We start from the raw sequence: 18,671 nt of genomic DNA, 5'->3' as shown, positions 1-18,671 counted from the left end.
ACTATCATTCTTCCAGGAAAACGGGTTTCTTTATGCATTCATTTTTGGATATTTATGAGTTTTGCAACACCCTCATTTATGTATAGAAAAGATATATTTTAAATCATTTCTAACCTATTTTCTCTACTTAAAACAACATTATTGTTATATATTATAATTATAAGTTTTTAAATTTTGGAGGCGTTACATATTGCAGAAATTACTTTTTACTAAATGGACAGTTATTATTTCTATTTTCATCATTTTCGGTACAATTTTCTACGTTACTAATGTTAAAAATAACAACGAAAAAGCACCTGTAGAAACAGCGGATACAAAAACTTTCAAAACGAAATTACAACCTAAAATTAATGAATTGACTACTACTTATAATAACATCATCGAAAAAGATTGGTTGCCTGCCTGGGAAGAGATTAACACGAATGGAGATTCAGTAGATCGAAATAAACTATTAGTTACAATGAATGCCGTTTCCAAGCAGTATGAAACAATTATGAACGAAATAGACACACTTAAAATTGAAGAAAACATCACAGATATAGATATACAAAAACAACTACTTCAATTCACAACTCAGTTTAAATCCGCATCAAATTTCATGAAAAATGCAGCAAATTTGATTATAGACGGAACAAATAACTCTATTCCAACCAATGAAACTATTGAAAAAACAACACAAGCTTTAGGACTTGCGGATCAACATATTGTCATCGCTTTATCTACTTTAAATGAAGTTGAAGATAAATTAGGACTTACAAAAAAATAAAACTATTTACTATTTTAAAATAAAAAATGATTGCAATTCACAATTTGTATGTCTATAATATTTTTATTGATTTACAATCAATGTGTTTATAAATTTTATAATTCGGATGAACCATTCAGGAGAAGGTCTATTGATCTACCGACGGGGCAAAAAGTTGTTATACCAACTTTGAAACTCTCAGGTCTTGGTTACAAGTAGAACTGCATGGGGACGAATCTCTGGAGAGACTCCCTCTCGCTTTTATAGAGCGCGGAGGAAAACGAGCACCGAAGGAGCAAATCCGCTACTTTAGCGGATAATCTCTCAGGTAAAAGGACAGAGACAAGCGAAAGAAAAAGCCGATTGTATCGGTTTATTTTTCTATCCCTTGTTTCTCCAGAGACCATTTCATTTACTTGAAGTGGTTTTTATTTTTTCTAAAAAAGGAGAATAAAGATGGAGACAGTAAGTAAAGTATTAGAACAACTAAATCAATACGTGTGGGGATTACCAACTTTGCTGCTACTCGTTGGAACTGGTGTCGTTCTCACAGTGCGTTTAAAAGGTTTACAGTTTAGTAAACTATTATACGCTCACAAACTAGCTTTTAAAAAATCAGAAGATACTACTTCTTCTGGAGATATTAGTCACTTCCAAGCACTTATGACAGCTATGGCCGCAACGATTGGTATGGGAAATATAGCTGGTGTTGCAACAGCTGTTACTATAGGTGGACCTGGTGCAATATTTTGGATGTGGATTACCGCATTGTTCGGTATGGCAACAAAGTATGCTGAAGCAATACTTGCAGTGAAATACCGTGTTAGTAATGAAAATGGTGAATATTCAGGTGGGCCAATGTATTATTTAGAACGTGGTTTAGGTAAGAAATGGCTAGCAGTATTATTCGCTATATTCGGTACAACTGCTTCTTTCGGTATTGGTAATATGGTGCAATCTAATTCAGTTGCAGAGGCAATGCGAATTAATTTCTCTTTCCCTCCTGCTTTAACTGGTATACTAATGGCATTTTTAATCGCAATTGTTATTTTAGGCGGTGTAAAAAAAATTGGGAAAGTGACGGGATATATTGTTCCTATTAAAGCTTTCTTTTATATAATTGCTGGTCTTATAATTATTTTCTATCACTACGACCAAATTCCTGAAGCATTTTCACTTATTTTTTCTGGTGCATTTAATGGTACAGCAGCTGCTGGTGGTTTTATTGGGGCAACAGTTGCATCAGCTATTCAAATCGGAATGGCGCGTGGTGTATTTGCGAACGAAGCTGGTTTAGGGAGTGCACCAATTGCTGCTGCGGCTGCAAAAACTGATTCCCCTGCAAAACAAGCTTTAGTTTCAATGACTGGTACTTTTCTAGATACGTTTATTGTATGTACAATTACAGGACTAGTATTAATTACTACAGGTGCTTGGAAATCTGGTAAAACTGGCGTTGAAGCTACAACACTTGCATTCCAATCTGTATTTGGTACTGCTGGTAGTATGATTCTCGGTATCGCAATTATTTTATTTGCCTACTCTACTATTTTAGGCTGGTCGTATTATGGAGAAAAATGTGTAGCTTATTTATTCGGAGAAAGTGCTGTTAAATATTATAAAGCAATCTTTATCGTCATGATTGCAATTGGTGCTAATTTAAAGCTAGGAATCGTATGGACATTTGCTGATATTGCAAATGGACTTATGGCCATTCCAAACTTAATTGGTCTAATTGGATTAAGTAGTATTGTTGTTGCTGAAACGAATCGCTTTTTACAAGCAGAGAAATTGAAAGAAAATAATAAAAAACAGGCAAGTTAATCTATGAAAAAAGGAATGACTCATACATGATGGGCATTCCTTTTTTCATCCCCTCTTTTACTTAATTACTATCATTAAAAATATATTTATATCAATGTTTACTCCTTTTTATTCCTCCAAAAGTTTTTCACATAAATGTCATAAATCGTATGGTCTAACTATATAGTTGAAAAGGAATGCGACATTAAAGTGTCGCTGAAAAACTCATCCAAGAAAAGGGAGGAAAAATCTTTTGAAAAACAAAATCATTGTTTTCCTATCTGTTTTATCATTTATTATTGGTGGTTTCTTCTTTAACACGAATACTTCAAGTGCTGAAACATCATCTACTGATTACGTTCCTAACCAATTAATCGTTAAGTTCAAACAAAATACATCTTTAAGTAATGTGCAATCTTTTCATAAATCTGTCGGAGCTAATGTCTTATCTAAAGATGATAAGTTAGGTTTTGAAGTCGTACAATTTTCAAAAGGTACTGTAAAAGAAAAAATAAAGAGTTATAAAAATAATCCAGATGTGGAATATGCAGAACCGAATTATTACGTTCACGCCTTTTGGACTCCAAACGACCCATATTTTAATAATCAATATGGATTACAAAAGATTCAAGCTCCACAAGCTTGGGATAGCCAACGAAGTGATCCTGGTGTAAAAGTAGCTATTATTGATACAGGAGTTCAAGGCTCACACCCTGATTTGGCTTCGAAAGTAATTTACGGGCATGACTATGTTGATAACGACAATACATCTGATGATGGTAATGGTCATGGTACACATTGCGCTGGAATTACTGGAGCACTTACGAATAACAGCGTCGGAATTGCTGGTGTTGCCCCACAAACTTCAATTTATGCTGTCCGCGTATTAGATAATCAAGGAAGTGGTACTCTTGATGCTGTAGCGCAAGGTATTCGAGAAGCTGCTGATTCGGGTGCAAAAGTAATTAGTTTAAGTTTAGGAGCTCCAAATGGTGGTACTGCATTACAACAAGCCGTTCAATATGCATGGAATAAAGGCTCTGTTATAGTTGCAGCTGCTGGAAATGCTGGAAATACAAAAGCTAATTACCCTGCTTATTACAGCGAAGTAATTGCAGTTGCTTCTACAGATCAATCAGATAGAAAATCTTCATTCTCTACTTATGGTAGCTGGGTAGATGTTGCAGCACCAGGTTCAAATATATATTCCACATATAAAGGAAGTACGTATCAATCATTAAGTGGTACATCTATGGCAACACCTCATGTTGCAGGAGTCGCTGCCCTTTTAGCAAATCAAGGATATAGCAATACACAAATCCGCCAAATTATTGAGTCAACTTCTGATAAAATTAGTGGTACAGGTACGTACTGGAAAAATGGTAGAGTCAATGCATTTAAGGCTGTACAATACGCTAAGCAATTACAAGAAAATAAAGCTTCTTAAGAAAACTTTAATCAGTCGATCTACCATGAATGCGGAATAAAATAGAAGGAGAGACTTCTATAATTAAAGCCTCTCCTTCTTACAAACTATATTACTCTCCCTGCTTTTTAACCATATGTAAATACAGTACAAAATCCATCATTGTCGACGAATGACCAAGTTGACGGATCATCGCTGTTATATTTCCTCTATGATATGTACCATGATTTACGACATGTTGCACTAATTCTAAAATCGAAGTTTCTAATGCCCCTGCATATGGGTTCTCAATAACAAATACAGCATTCACATCTTGTATTGTAATTAAAAAGTCTTTATATTGATTTGCCCTGTTTTCAAACATTTTTTCTAATTCATGTAACGATTTAGTTTCAATTTGTTTTCGTAAATCTTCTCGGTCTTGTATTGCTTCATTCATACTTTTACCATGCAATATGTGTAACCACACTTGATCTGTAATATAAATATGCACAAAAGTATCCTTAATGGATGGGAATACACTCTGTATCTGCTCCTTAAAAATTGTCTCATAGTTTGGTAACTCTTTTAATCGATCGAATAATCTAGTATTAGCCCAAGCATGGTAATCAAACTGCTTTAATATATAATCTTTCAATTTATATTACCTCCCTATTGTATGAAACGAATAATTTGTTTCTTCGTTTCCGATTCTCTATCAACCTTTGCAATCCCTTTTTCTTTCATTTCATGCTTATTTATCGTTTTATATTTTACATACGTATGAAATTCCGTTTGAAATGGAAATGGTGTAATCCGAATTGTTTCCTCGTCCACCCATTCAGCTTGAATAAGTTTCTCATCCTTACTATTAAACATTTCTGTTCCTTCAAAACCATCTTTAAATAAATCAATTTCATCTTTCTTTTTTACACCATGCTTATTCATACATACGTATAAAGAAAGTTCATCACAAAACTTTAATAATCTATAATGTTTATCAAACATCGCAAACTGTTCCTTTGTTAACGTTTTCAAAATTCTTTTTTGTCGTTCTAATTCATGTTTATAAAATGACATCATCTCTTCATCTTCCTCGTTTAGTGGAAATGATAAAAAATGTTTACTGCAAAGCAATGCCCCGTATGGATTAGAATTTTCAATTTCATTCAAACCAATCGTATAAAAAACAAAACGTAATGGGCTTGGACAATCCATAAATGTATATGGGATATTTTTAGCATCATTTAAAATTGGTACTTTATCTAGCTCTATCCATCCTCTGTCATGCTCATATATTGCATCAACTGTTTCTTTTAAATATGTTTTACCTTCAAAAAAGTCTTCTTTTATATGCTTTGCAATCTCTCCAGCTAAAAAACCATGATCATGTTGACGAATTAATATACTTTCCTTCTCATTTTTTTCACGAAAAATCATTCATATACTCCCCCTCATCCTCATATTAAAGCTTTTTATATGCATCGATTCTTAATTAATCCCTAAATAATAGAAGGGATTCAGTCTCTTGCAACGAAATTAACATAATTATATAGTATTCTATCTAATCATAGTGATAGCTTTATCTTTACTATCTATTATACTAAAACATTCATTCCAAAAATTTTTTTATGAGGTGAAAACATGAACAAAACAGAATTAATTAAAAACGTAGCTCAATCAGCTGATATTTCTCAAAAGGACGCTTCTGCAGCTGTACAATCCGTATTTGACACAATTGCTAATGCATTACAATCTGGCGATAAAGTTCAACTAATCGGTTTTGGAACTTTTGAAGTGCGCGAAAGATCTGCTCGTACAGGACGTAATCCGCAAACTGGCGAAGAAATTCAAATCGCCGCTGGTAAAGTTCCTGCATTTAAAGCAGGTAAAGAATTAAAAGAAGCTGTTAAATAACCAAGAAACCAGCCATTTTATAGGCTGGTTTCTTGGTTTTATTTAAGCAATTGCTTTATATTCTCTGCATGATACACTTCACAAATATAAAATACACATTTGCATTTACTTACAATTTGATACTTTCTAGTTGGATACACATTCGCTGTAACAGAACATCCATCAAACAATTCAATAATATTTCCAGATGGCTGATATCCTTCATATAATACATTTCTTCTTACTTCCATCTTTTCTATAAGCTTTTCAACAGGAATATTTCCACTCTCTAATTCACTCTTTATTGCGTCCGGTAAAAACGAAGTGTCTGCAAAAATTAGATTTTCAGATAACACCTTGCCTTTATAACTAACATTAGATACACGGTAAAGAAACGTTCCATCTTTATCAAAGAAATTCTTTGCTTCTTTCGGAATGTACTGTCTACCAAGTGCCTCTTGTTCAATAACATCAAACTGAACTGTATCATTTAAAAGCTTTTCTAAAGCATGAATGGATGATGTATCTCCAGAAAATAAAATATTTTTAATTGCTTGTACGTTATAAGTGAATTCATTCTTTCTATTTTCCGCTACTAACATGAGGAACACCTCTTCTATAATTTTTTTATTTAAGATTTAAAAGTGCTGCCGCATCTAATTGCGTAATTTCAGTCACTTCCTTACTGAATATTGCAACAGAGGCCCTATAATCTAAACTAGGCCTTACATCTTCCATCATTGTATTACTTGCTAACTCTTGTCTATCCTTAAAAACCAACAAGTTTGGAGGATCATTTGGAGCTGATACTGTAATATGTACTGGCGGAATCATTAGTCCTTCACCTGTCGCTTTCAGCACCGCTTCTTTTCGAGTCCAATATGTTAAAAATCCTTCTATTTTCTGTTCATTTGGCAGTTTCATAACTTGCGCTATTTCAATGTCTGTTAATACACCTTCTGCCATTTTCATAACATCTACATTTGGATTCATTTGTTCTACATCTATGCCAACAGGTGCAGATTTTGTAAAAGCAACGACAACCCACTCACCTGAATGTGAAACGGATAATTGCGGCATACCTTCTGGTAATTGTGGTCTTCCATGCTGCAATTTACATACTGAGCACATTCGATCAATTGGTACTTGGACTGGTGACATAGAAAGTATCTTACCGAGAACTAATCTACTTATTACGCAACCTATTATAAAACGAGCTCGATCTGCCGAATGGTGATACGAATTTGCTTTCTCTTGCTCTATATCATTTAGTAATTTGTAATGCCATGATTGTAAATCCGAAATTCTTGCCCACCATATTTGACAATCATTCTCATTCAAAGTTGGAACAGAATCTACAACTTTACTTTCTATCATGTAAACTCTCCTTTATTCAACGAATATCAATTTTCATAAGAAAGCATACGTATATTGTTATTCATTGACAAGTACTTTCTCTTTTTTTGATACAGATAATGTTTTTTCTTTCTTCTTTGACATTACCTCTTTATCGGAAATACGTAAAGAAAATAGTAGTGCTATGAGCAAAAATATTGCTGATCCAATTAGTGCTGCTTGATATGGTAAAAAATCGGATTGAGCGTTATTACTTCCAAAACCAGCTAGTATACTAGCTAAAACAGCTACTCCTATTGCTGAACCTAGTCGATTTTGCACATTGAATATAGTAGTCGCTCTCCCCATAGAAGGCGGCGTGATATTGTTAAAGGCAGAAAATTGAACCGCACCGACAGATTGACCTAAGAAAATACCGATGCCAAACAATAATGCGCGGATTTGCCACGGATTCGTATCGTGATTTACAAAACTTAATAAAACAAAGATAACCACGGTACAAATTAATCCAATAGAAATTACCTTTCGCGCTCCTAATTTTTTATATGACCATGGCACAATTTGTGAAGAAATCATTAATCCAATCGCCTCTGGAAATGTCGTAAGTCCTGATTCCAGCGCGGAAACTCCTATCACATTTTGATACATAAGTGGAAAAACAAATAACATTCCTAGTAAACCAGCTGATGAAAATAATGATATAAGGCTCATCTTTCTAAAGACTGGTTCTTTTAATAAGCGTAAATCTAACATCGGTTGCTTTACTTTCAGTTCTACGATTATAAACAATGTAATGAATACAACCCCAGCTATCCCAGTACTCATAATTTCTGGAGAAATCCACCCTTTTGATGGCCCCTGGCTGAGTGCATATATGAGCATCGCAAATCCTGGTGCTGATAAAATAAAGCCGAGAGAATCAAAGCGACCAGCTGATTTTTCAACATGCTCTGCTAAAAATAGAAGTCCAAATAGCAATGCAACGATTCCAAACGGTAGATTAATATAAAATGCCCAACGCCAAGACATTTGATCTACAAAGAAACCACCTATGATAGGACCAACTGCTGGTGCTACAGCAATTGGAAGTACAATGAACCGAGAAATCTTCGGTCTTTCCTCTGGTGAAAATGTTCGAAATAACATCGCCATTCCGACCGGTGTTAAAAGCCCTCCACCAGCACCTTGAATGATACGGAAAATATTCAATGAAGTAATATCGTTAGCCATTCCGCATAAAGCAGAGGCAATTGTAAATACGAAAAGAGCAATTAAAAATACTCTTTTCGTACCAAATCGATCTCCTAACCAACCAGAAATCGGAAGGAAAACAGCTAAACTAACTAAATACCCAACATTAACCGTCCCCATTGCAGATGGAGGTACTTGTAGTTCTTTACTTATCGTTTGTAGTGCTACATTTACAATCGTTGCGTCCATCGCAGCCATAAACATCGCAGTTATATAAACGATACTTACGACTACTTTTGGATTTAGTTTTGCTTTCATTATCGTTTTCCTGCTAATGTTTTTTCACGAACTTGATTACTTTTTGGATTCAGATCTTTCCAGTTATATTCAACATATTCTAAGCAGCTCTGCCTACTAGCTTCTTCATATACGACACTCCAGCCAATAGGTACATCGAGAAAAGCAGGCCAGAGAGAATACTGGCCCTCCTCATTTATTAATACTTTATATGTGTAATTATCATTTTCAAATGGATTCGTCATACTCTACTTACCCCTTTCTTATTCTGCAAATATTTCGCTAATACTTGTCCAATTTCCGTAAGTGGACCTGGCTGACATAAATCTTTATGTCTACAGTCAATATCATGCTGCACAATTTGCCCATCTAAATAATTTAGCCACGTATTTGGAGAAATAGGATCAAACCAGTCTGGTATAACAGTAGATCTAAAGAATAAGATATCCCCGTTATAAACTTTCGGTACATATTTCCCTAACAACCCTACTGAATTTACATATGTTTCTTTCAAGTTCAATATAGTCTCTTCTTCAAGACTTGCTAATGCACTTCCATCTTTACGAAGGATTTCAACTGCACTTTCCATTGTAAGTGGTTTACCATCCATGTTATCTGGGTCATATCCGCCTAAAGCAAGTAATGCGATTAACGCTTCCTCTTCAGTAGGCGCTTCCGTATTCGGTAAGAAGTGTCCAGGGAAAGAATCAAGCATAACGAGTAATTCTACTTCTTCCCCTTCATTTTGTAATTGCGCCGCCATTGCATGCACAACATTTCCTCCAAGCGACCAACCTAATAAACGATATGGTCCATGAGGCTGTACTTCACGAACGTGTTTCAAGTAATCCGCCGCCATCTCCTCTAAACTTTTTGGAAGTTCTTCATTTTTAGCAATACCACGTGCTTGTACACCATAGATTGGATAATCTGTTCCTAAAGATTTCATAAGTCCTGCATAGCACCAACTTAATCCACCTGCTGGATGTACACAAAATAGTGGTAATTGATCCCCGCTTGCTCGTAATGGAAGCAACACATCAAGTGCACTTTGACCATTCCCCATCTCAAGTCTTTCAGCTAACCCTGCAACAGTCGGTGCTGCAAATAAAGTACCAATGTTTAGTTCCACTCCAAGCGCCTCTTTAATGCGGCTCATAAGCTGTACTGCAAGGAGTGAATGGCCACCAAGATCAAAGAATCCGTCATCAATTCCAATTTGAGGTACACTTAGCACTTCTGTAAACAAGTCACATAACATTTCTTCTTGCGGTGTTCTTGGACCACGACTAGAAGATGATGCGATAAATTCTGGAGCTGGCAATGCCTTTCTATCTAATTTACCGTTTGGAGTTAAAGGTAACTCATTTACTACTACAAAAGCGTATGGAACCATATAATCTGGTAAACTACCACTAGCAAACTGACGCATTTCATTCGTATCAATCGCTTCATTATTTGATGCAACGATATAAGAAACTAACCGTTTATCCCCTGGTTGATCTTCCCGTACAATAACGGCTACTTGCTCAACTTTAGGGTGCTTCATTATGACTGCTTCTATTTCTCCTAATTCAATTCGGAATCCACGAATTTTTATTTGATGATCTGCACGTCCTATATAATCTAGCGTCCCATCTTTACGCCAGCGAGCTAAGTCTCCTGTACGATACATTCTTGTACCTGGCTTTCCAAATGGATCTGCGATAAAGCGTTCAGCCGTTAATCCTGCTCTTCCTAAATATCCACGCGCAAGCCCTGCACCTGCAACATACATTTCTCCAACTACTCCAGGTGGCACTGGTTGTAAATAGTTGTCTAACACATACACTTTAAGGTCAGGTATACTGCACCCAATTAAACTATTTGCTCGTAAAGAGACGATAGTTTCATCTAATTCAATATAACTAACATGTACTGTCGTCTCCGTAATACCGTACATATTAATAAGCTTTGGTGCGTTATGAGGATGTCGACTATACCAATCTTCTAAGCGACTTAGCTCAAGTGCTTCTCCTCCAAAAACAACATATCGTAAAGATAATTTTTGGCCAATCTCTTCATTTTCACGATCTGCTTGCATCAATTGATAGAACGCTGATGGAGTTTGGTTTAAAACCGTAACCTTTTCTTTAACAAGAAGCTGTAAAAATTCTTTTGGTGAGCGACTTACAGTATGTGGAACTACAACTAAACGCCCTCCGTATAATAAAGGTCCCCAAATTTCCCAAACCGAGAAATCAAAAGCGTATGAATGGAACATCGTCCAAACATCGTTTCCGTCAAACTGGAACCAATGATCAGTTGCTCCTAAAAGTCTTACTACATTTTGATGAGGTATCATAACGCCTTTCGGTCTACCCGTTGAGCCTGACGTATAAATAACGTAAGCAATATGTGATGGAGATAATGGCTTAATTCGTTCCACTTCATCAATATTGTCATCACTATATTTCTCAACTTCTGCTATTACTTTCACATCATCAACTAAAACTTTTAGTGTCTCATCACATTCAATTTCCACTTCTGAATTCGTTAAAACACATGATGGTTTCGCATCGTGTAGCATAAATGAAATGCGGTCTGCTGGGTAATCTGGATCTAACGGAAGGTATCCAGCACCAGCTTTAAGAACAGCTAATAAGCTTACAACCATGTTTAATGATCTTGGCATCGCTAAAGCAACGAGTTGATCAGGACCAATCCCTTTTGCTATTAGGAATCGAGCAATTTTATTTGCTTTTCTATTTAACTCTTCATAAGTTAATTTCTTATTTTCAAAGACAACAGCTATAGAATTTGCATTTATATGAGCCTGCTTTTCAAACAATTGTAGCAATGTCATTTCTGGTGCAATTTGAAAACCACCATTCCACTTTTCTAACACTGTATTTTTCTCTGCTACAGTTAATATTTCTAATCTGCCAATTGATTGATCCGGATTTGTAGCTGCATCATCTAATAACAAAATGAATCGTTCTATTAGTTTTTGAACCGTTTCACGTTTATATAAATCGGTACTAAACTCTAGTAATCCATGTAAACCGTTCGGAGTACCATCAACCTCGTTACTCTCACTAATTTCAAATGTTAAATCAAATTTTGCAGAACCAACGCTTTGAATTTCAAGGCTCGCTTCTAAACCTGGTACATGAAACGTTGCTTCTGGTGTATTTTGAAAAGCTAACATAACTTGAAACAACGGGTGGCTGTTTCGAGTACGTACTGGATTTAACACTTCAACAAGCCTTTCAAATGGAACATCTTGATTTTCATAAGCTGCAAGATTTACCTGCTTCACTCTATTTAATAATTCTTTAAAACTTGGATCTCCTGACGTATTTGTACGTAACACTAATGTATTTACAAATAAACCAACAATATCTGAAAGTACATCATCATTTCTTCCAGCAATCGGACTTCCAATTGGTATATCAGTGCCTGCACCTAATCTTGTAAATAGTGCACTAAGCCCTGCTTGCAATACCATAAACAAACTAACTCCATTTTTACGTGCAAGCTCTACTAACCTACTATGCATACCTTCATCTATATGAAAATGAATTGTTTCCCCGCGGTAACTCGTCTCAATTGGACGCTGGAAATCTGTAGGTAACTCCATTTGGTCTGGTAAACCTTTAAGTTCTTCTTTCCAAAAATCTAATTGTGTTGAAATAAGACTCTCTGGTGTCGTTTCATCACCTAGCAATTGCTGTTGCCAAAGTGCATAATCTGCGTATTGAACTGGTAGTGTCTCCAGCTGAACTCTGTCACCTTGACATCGTGCTTTATACGCCGCTGTAAAATCTCTCGTTAACGGCTGTAATGACCAGCCATCACCTACAATATGATGCAATAGAATTAATAATACATGTTCGGTTTCACTCACTGTAAAAAGTTGCAAACGAACTGCCGGCTCAATATCGAGGTTAAAACTATATCTTACCGCCTTTGAAAGTACACTTTCTAATTCATCTTTACATGTATTAGTTATTACCATTTCTAGATTTAAGTTTTCCATATCTAAAATTTTCTGATAGGAACTACCTAATACGTTAGGGAAAATTGTTCTAAGTGTTTCATGTTTCTCAACTACATCATAAAAAGCACCTTGTAATGCTTCCCGATTCAATATTCCATTCATACGAATGACTAGCGGAATATTATAAGTAGGACTTGGACCTTCTAAACAATTTAAGAACCATAACCTGCGCTGTGCAAATGAAAGTGGAATTTCATTTGGCCTACTTGCTTTCTGAATAGCTGGTCTTGCACTTTTTGCATGGTTTAATTGTTTCGCCAGTTCGGCAACAGTTGGTGATTCAAATAGTTTCCCGATTCCTAATTCCACACTTAACGTTTCACGAATTCTTGCCATTAAACGAGATGCGAGAAGTGAATGTCCACCCATTTCAAAGAAATTATCATCAATGCTAATTCGAGAAACACCTAGTACTTCTGCAAATAAATCACATAATATTTCTTCTTTCGGATTTCTAGCAACTCTCTCATTGTTCATTCCATTAAAATCAGGAGCAGGTAATTTCTTTCTGTCAACCTTACCATTTGGCGTTAATGGTAATTCTTCTAGCACAACAAATGCCGATGGTATCATATAATTCGCTAAACTTTCTGAAACATAAGAACGAATTTCTGAAAGATTAATCGGTTCCTTTTCTTCTGCAACGATATACGCAATGATGCGTTTATCATTTGGACGATCTTCTCGTACCATTACTACCGCTTGTTGAATATTTTCATGTCGTTGTAATACCGTTTCAATTTCAGCTAATTCAATTCGGAATCCACGAATTTTAATTTGATGATCTGCGCGACTAATGTACTCTAACGCACCATCACTACGCCATTTCACAAGATCTCCTGTACGGTACATGCGCTTCCCTGATTCTCCATAAGGATTTGCAACAAACCGTTCAGCTGTTAACTCAGGTTTTCCTAAATATCCGCTTGCAAGTCCTTCCCCTGCAATATATAATTCACCAATAATTCCAGGTGGAACTGGTTGTAGCCCTGCATCCAATACATACACTTCTGTATTGCAAATTGGCTTTCCAATAGGTGGTATACCCTTTTCACCTTCATCAATGTTCATGAAAGTAGACCAAATCGTCGTTTCAGTTGGTCCATATAAATTAGTTATTGAACAACCTAATTCTTTTAATTTATTTGCTAAATGCGCTGGGAGAGCTTCACCACCAACAAGTATATTTAGCCCTTGTAGCTTCTCTGGATAATCAGTTACTAACGCCTGCCAAAGCGTCGGTGTAGCCTGCATAATTGTCACTCTTTCTTCTTGTAAAAGTGTCGTTAATGCTGATGGCTCTTGTATGTCTTCTTTTTGCGCAATTGTTAAACTTGCACCACTAATAAGAGGTAAATAAATTTCTAGAGCAGAAATATCAAACGCAAACGTTGTAACTGCTAATAAATGATCATTTTCATTTAATGAAAACTTTTGCTGCATAGCCATTAAAAAGTTACTTAAACCTCTCATAGGAACAATTACACCTTTTGGGTTTCCTGTTGAGCCTGAAGTATATATTGTATAGGCTGGGTTTAAAAGTGATACATCATTCTTACATGCTATATTCATACGAGAATATGTATGTAACGCTAGTTTCGTTTCTTCGTCATCTAATACAATTTTTTTCATATCCTTTTCTATAACTAACTTAGATGAAACAGATGAATGTGTTATGATACAAACTGGTTTTGCATCATTTACTATATAATTAACTCTTTCTGCTGGGTATTCTGGATCTATTGGTAAATACGCTGCACCAGCCTTTAAGACTGCTAGCATACTAACTACCATTTCTATTGATCTAGGGAATACTAAAGCTACAAACTGATTTGGTCGTATTCCTTCTTCTACTAAATAATGTGCTAGTTCATTCGCTCGTTCATTTAGCTCTTTATACGTAAGGATTACACCGTCACAAGTAATCGCTAGTTTATTTGGATTTTTTTGCACTTGTTTTTCAAATGATATAGGTAAACTGATTAACTCATCGTCTTCCTTCGTTTCATTCCATTCCAATAAAACTTTATGATTTTCTTCAGGCAGAGTAATGTTTATTTTTCCAATCGGCTCGTTTTTCTCATAATTATTTATTACTAATTCAAATAGATTCATAAATCTTTCTTTATGCAATGCTAGCTCTGCCCCATTATATACTTCGGGATTCGCATCAAAATGAATCATTAGCTCATTTTGATCAAAACGTTTATATACATTTATCGATAAATCATCTACAGGTCCTGCTGATAAGTTATGCGTAATACCACGATTTCCAGCAAAATTAAGCCCGTAATCAAAAGGCATAACATTCACTAACGGTCCAAACAACCTTTGATTTTCACCTAGTAACTTTAAGTCTCTTCTTAATTCCTCATGACGGTATTTATAATGGCGACGTACATCTCGGATTTCTTTAGAAACTTGCTGCAATAATTCCGCAAGAGTTATATTTGGAGTTACTGTAATACGAAGTGGAACTAAATTCATTACCATACTTGGTGTATGAATAGATACAGAACCTAGACGTCCCATCATCGGTAAACCTAAAACAATATCATTTTCACCTGTTAATTTATGCATATAAATACTTGTTACAGCCACAATGAATTCCGGCCAACTTGTTAACGAAATATTGATATCTTCTAGTAAAGTTTTCGTGCTAGAACTAGATAAATAAGCTGTTTCTCGTGAAAATCCATTTGATGTTCTCGGTGCTCGTTCTGCCAAACTTACAACTTCTGGGGCATCTGCAAACTTTTCTAACCAAAAAGTACGATTTTCCTGAAATTGTTTAGACTCACGATACTCGATATCTTCTTGCACGACTTTTGCAAGAGAACCAAATGGCTTTTCACTCTTGTTTGTTTCTTCTATAAGTGATGTATACTCATTCGCTACCTTTTGGCTAAGAAGTGAAAATCCATAGCCATCCATCACAATGTGATGGATGCGCTGATACCAAAAGAAACGATTATTTTCAACTTGAATAAGTGCTTCAGTAAATAATGTATCTTTTTTCAAATTGACTGGTATAGATAAATCATTTTTCATCCATACTTTAGCAGCTTCTTCTGGGTTTTCTTCTTTACGAACGTCAATAAAATGCATATGAAACTGTAATTCTTCAACAACTTGCCATGGGCCAATTTCATCCTCTTCGAAGCGGACGTGAAGTGCCTCTGCTTCCCTTACAACTTTACGTACAGCTAATTCAAAAATGTCTTGATAAATATTTCCGTTTATTTCTACATATTCCCCAGTATTATATATCGGATTAAGCGGATCTAATTGTTGCGCAAACCACATACCAGACTGCGCAGATGATAACGAATGACGAATCTTTTGACTGTTAGGCATTCTTTACTACCCCTTTATTATGTAGTCTATTTGTTACAGCACCTGTGCTGTTTGTGAAGATAGTAAACTGTACCAACCTGCAACAGTTGGACGTTCTGCTAAATCTGCAAAAGTGATTTCTTTCCCTTCACGACGCCACTTCTCTACTAAACTCATAATTCTGACCGAATCAAGCCCTCTATTTAATAAGTCCTCATCAATATCAATACTCTCTACTGGCTCACGAAGTAGTTGTGCAACTAGTTCATGCACTTCCTGTATAATGATTCCTTCACTCTCATCACCTTTTACACTTTGTAAATCTTTTAACAGTAGGTTTGTTGATGTCGTTACTGCACATCTATTAGATGCATACTCCAATGCTTGTTTATGATGCTCTAGTGAAAAATCAGCAACTGCATCTGCTACAAAGAACGGCTCTATACCATCCATAAATGCTTCACAAGCTGTTAAAAGGCATCCAATATGCGCATAAATACCGCAAATAATAAGTTGATCTCTTCCTTGTTCATTTAAAATTTCTAATAGATTTGTCTTTTTAAATGCACTATATCTCCATTTTGTTAGGAATATATCATCTTCATCAGGAGTAAGTTCATCAACAATTTTCTTTTTATCTGGTCCAGCAGGAATACCGTCACCCCAAAAGTCTTGTAATAAACCTCTTTGTTCTAACGTTTGTCCACCAGGTTGTGCTGTATAAACAACTGGTATACCAAGTTCCTTACATTTTTCTCTTATCATTTTAATATTTGAAGTAAGTTCTACTTTTGGTGATTCTTTATCGCTATATGCATCAAGAAAATATTCTTGCATGTCATGAATTAAAAGTACTGCACGTTTCGGGTCTGGTGTCCAATTCACTTTATTTTTTGGTAGTTCTGATTCAATTGGCATTTTATATACTGAAATAGATGGGATAGCCATCTAATCACTTCCTTCCGGTTTTTATTATTGTTTTACTGTAATAAGTTTTTCAGCAATGACTTTACGTAGTTCTTTTTTGCTGACTTTTCCGACTCCTGTTTGCGGGAATGATTCAATAAATTCAATTCGATCTGGAATTTTATAAGCCGCTATACCACGTTCTCTTAAAAACATTTTTAATTCACTTACTGCCGGAACTTGTCCGCGAGCTATAACAAAAGCACAGGTGCGTTCACCTAAATAATCGTCAGGCATAGATACAATTGCTACGTCATGGACCGCATCGTGTGCTAATAAATGATTTTCAACTTCTTCCGCAGCAACTTTCTCACCACCACGGTTAATTTGATCTTTATCTCTTCCTTCTACAATGATGTATCCTTGTTCATTTACTTTTACAAGATCACCTGTGCGATAAAATCCATCCTTTGTAAATGATCGTGCATTATGCTCTTCAGCTTTATAGTAACCACGAATTGTATATGGACCTCTTGTTAATAAACTACCTACTTCGCCAGGTTGTACATCGTTGTCATTTTCATCAACAACTCGTACTTCATCGAGTGCAGACATTGGTCTACCTTGTGTATGAATAATAATTTCTTCCGGATCGTCTAATCTTGTATAGTTCACTAATCCTTCCGCCATACCGAATACTTGCTGTAACGTACATCCAAATGTAGGGCGTATACGTCTTGCAACCTCAGCGCTAAACTTAGCACCACCTACTTGAATAACCTCTAGGCTCGATAAATTGGTATTACGAGAAGATGCAGCATCAAGCCAAATCATTGCTAATGGCGGAACGAGCGCTGTAATTGTAACTTTTTCTTTTTCAATAAGAGCAAATGCCTCATCTGGACTACCACCAGTTGCCAATACCACTTTTCCACCCGCATAGAAAGTTCCAAATGTCCCTGGAGAACTCATTGGGTAATTGTGTGCTACTGGAAGAACTGCCATATAGACGCTTTCTGCATTCAAATTACAAATTTCAGCGCTTACACGTAAACTATAAATATAGTCATCATGTGTTCTAGGAATTAATTTAGAAAGACCTGTTGTCCCTCCTGATAATTGGAGAAATGCAACATCACTTGGCTGAACTTCTGGTAATGAGACGGGATCCATATACAGATCATTTATGTTCACAAACTCTTCTTCTTCCCCCACTACAATTACACGTTGTAAAGTTGGCACTTTCTCTTTCACTTCTCTTGCTAGTTTTCGATAATCAAAACCGAGAGCCTTATCTGAAATAACGTAAGCGCTCGCCTCGCCAAACTCACAAAAATAACTAATTTCACTGCTTCGATGTGAAGGTAGTGCAAAGACAGGAAGCGCTCCAATTCGAAATAGTGCAAAACATATTTCGAAAAACTCGATAATGTTAGGTAACTGGATTACAACTCTGTCCTCTTTCTTTATTCCTAAATTCAGTAAACCTGCTGCTAAACGATCTGCATTTTTATCAAGTTCACTATATGTTATATGCTTCTTACCACTTACAACCGCGATTCGATCTCCATATTTCTCAGCCCGCTCTCTTAACACTCCTCCAAATGTTTCACCAAGCCAACATCCTTCTTCTCGATAATGATCGGCAAATTCTTTTGGCCATTCCGTATAACCTACTAGCATTCTTTCTTCCC

General features: G+C 35.9%; 13 protein-coding genes and 1 riboswitch. Of the genes, 4 read left to right on the top strand and 9 right to left on the bottom strand.

Annotated elements, in window-relative coordinates; translation table 11 throughout:
* Positions 1–190: 190 nt before the first annotated feature.
* From ACQRBL_RS11325 to ACQRBL_RS11315, 3 genes are all read left to right on the top strand, one after another.
* On the top strand, positions 191–766 hold the full coding sequence (locus ACQRBL_RS11325; protein WP_001170868.1) for a hypothetical protein: 576 nt from the start codon (positions 191–193) through the stop codon (positions 764–766).
* Positions 767–974: 208 nt separating this feature from the next.
* Positions 975–1,095: riboswitch (glycine riboswitch) on the top strand.
* A 106-nt stretch (positions 1,096–1,201) separates the two neighbouring features.
* Positions 1,202–2,569, top strand: coding sequence for an alanine/glycine:cation symporter family protein (locus ACQRBL_RS11320; RefSeq protein ID WP_411996202.1), 1,368 nt, complete (start codon positions 1,202–1,204; stop codon positions 2,567–2,569).
* A 232-nt stretch (positions 2,570–2,801) separates the two neighbouring features.
* Positions 2,802–3,995, top strand: a complete 1,194-nt coding sequence (locus ACQRBL_RS11315) for a S8 family peptidase (protein WP_065483475.1) — start codon at positions 2,802–2,804, stop codon at positions 3,993–3,995.
* A gap of 91 nt (positions 3,996–4,086) precedes the next feature.
* Here ACQRBL_RS11315 and ACQRBL_RS11310 read toward each other — a convergent pair whose 3' ends face one another.
* Both ACQRBL_RS11310 and ACQRBL_RS11305 read right to left on the bottom strand, forming a co-directional pair.
* Complete coding sequence (locus ACQRBL_RS11310; protein ID WP_411996203.1) at positions 4,087–4,611, bottom strand: DinB family protein; 525 nt, start codon at positions 4,609–4,611, stop codon at positions 4,087–4,089.
* Between the two features lie 14 nt (positions 4,612–4,625).
* Positions 4,626–5,393 (bottom strand): DUF3891 family protein, encoded by a 768-nt coding sequence (locus ACQRBL_RS11305; protein ID WP_411996204.1) that lies wholly within the window; start codon positions 5,391–5,393, stop codon positions 4,626–4,628.
* Positions 5,394–5,597: 204 nt separating this feature from the next.
* Between ACQRBL_RS11305 and ACQRBL_RS11300 the strand changes: the two genes are divergently transcribed.
* Positions 5,598–5,870, top strand: a complete 273-nt coding sequence (locus tag ACQRBL_RS11300) for an HU family DNA-binding protein (protein ID WP_001043905.1) — start codon at positions 5,598–5,600, stop codon at positions 5,868–5,870.
* Positions 5,871–5,908: 38 nt separating this feature from the next.
* Here the strand turns inward: ACQRBL_RS11300 and ACQRBL_RS11295 are convergent, their stop codons facing one another.
* From ACQRBL_RS11295 to ACQRBL_RS11265, 7 genes are read right to left on the bottom strand one after another with little or no spacing between them, the layout of a single operon-like run.
* Positions 5,909–6,451, bottom strand: a complete 543-nt coding sequence (locus ACQRBL_RS11295; RefSeq protein ID WP_000959124.1) for a hypothetical protein — start codon at positions 6,449–6,451, stop codon at positions 5,909–5,911.
* 25 nt (positions 6,452–6,476) lie between these two features.
* Positions 6,477–7,226, bottom strand: a complete 750-nt coding sequence (sfp, locus tag ACQRBL_RS11290; RefSeq protein ID WP_023521875.1) for a 4'-phosphopantetheinyl transferase Sfp — start codon at positions 7,224–7,226, stop codon at positions 6,477–6,479.
* Positions 7,227–7,283: 57 nt separating this feature from the next.
* Positions 7,284–8,714 (bottom strand): MDR family MFS transporter, encoded by a 1,431-nt coding sequence (locus tag ACQRBL_RS11285; protein ID WP_023521874.1) that lies wholly within the window; start codon positions 8,712–8,714, stop codon positions 7,284–7,286.
* Positions 8,714–8,938: an MbtH family protein gene (locus tag ACQRBL_RS11280; RefSeq protein WP_000184060.1), complete on the bottom strand. Its 225-nt coding sequence runs from the start codon at positions 8,936–8,938 to the stop codon at positions 8,714–8,716. The genes ACQRBL_RS11285 and ACQRBL_RS11280 overlap by 1 nt, the downstream gene beginning before the upstream one ends.
* Positions 8,935–16,092, bottom strand: a complete 7,158-nt coding sequence (locus tag ACQRBL_RS11275; RefSeq protein ID WP_411996205.1) for an amino acid adenylation domain-containing protein — start codon at positions 16,090–16,092, stop codon at positions 8,935–8,937. The genes ACQRBL_RS11280 and ACQRBL_RS11275 overlap by 4 nt, the downstream gene beginning before the upstream one ends.
* 33 nt (positions 16,093–16,125) lie before the next feature.
* The gene (locus ACQRBL_RS11270) at positions 16,126–17,019 is read right to left on the bottom strand and encodes an isochorismatase family protein (protein WP_411996206.1); all 894 of its coding nucleotides are present in this window, start codon (positions 17,017–17,019) and stop codon (positions 16,126–16,128) included.
* Between the two features lie 24 nt (positions 17,020–17,043).
* Complete coding sequence (locus tag ACQRBL_RS11265) at positions 17,044–18,660, bottom strand: (2,3-dihydroxybenzoyl)adenylate synthase (RefSeq protein ID WP_023521871.1); 1,617 nt, start codon at positions 18,658–18,660, stop codon at positions 17,044–17,046.
* Positions 18,661–18,671: the final 11 nt, after the last annotated feature.

The organism is Bacillus sp. AF62, from assembly GCF_050312695.1.
In the GTDB taxonomy this organism is placed as follows: domain Bacteria; phylum Bacillota; class Bacilli; order Bacillales; family Bacillaceae_G; genus Bacillus_A; species Bacillus_A cereus.
This window is presented reverse-complemented; position numbering and strand designations above follow the sequence as displayed.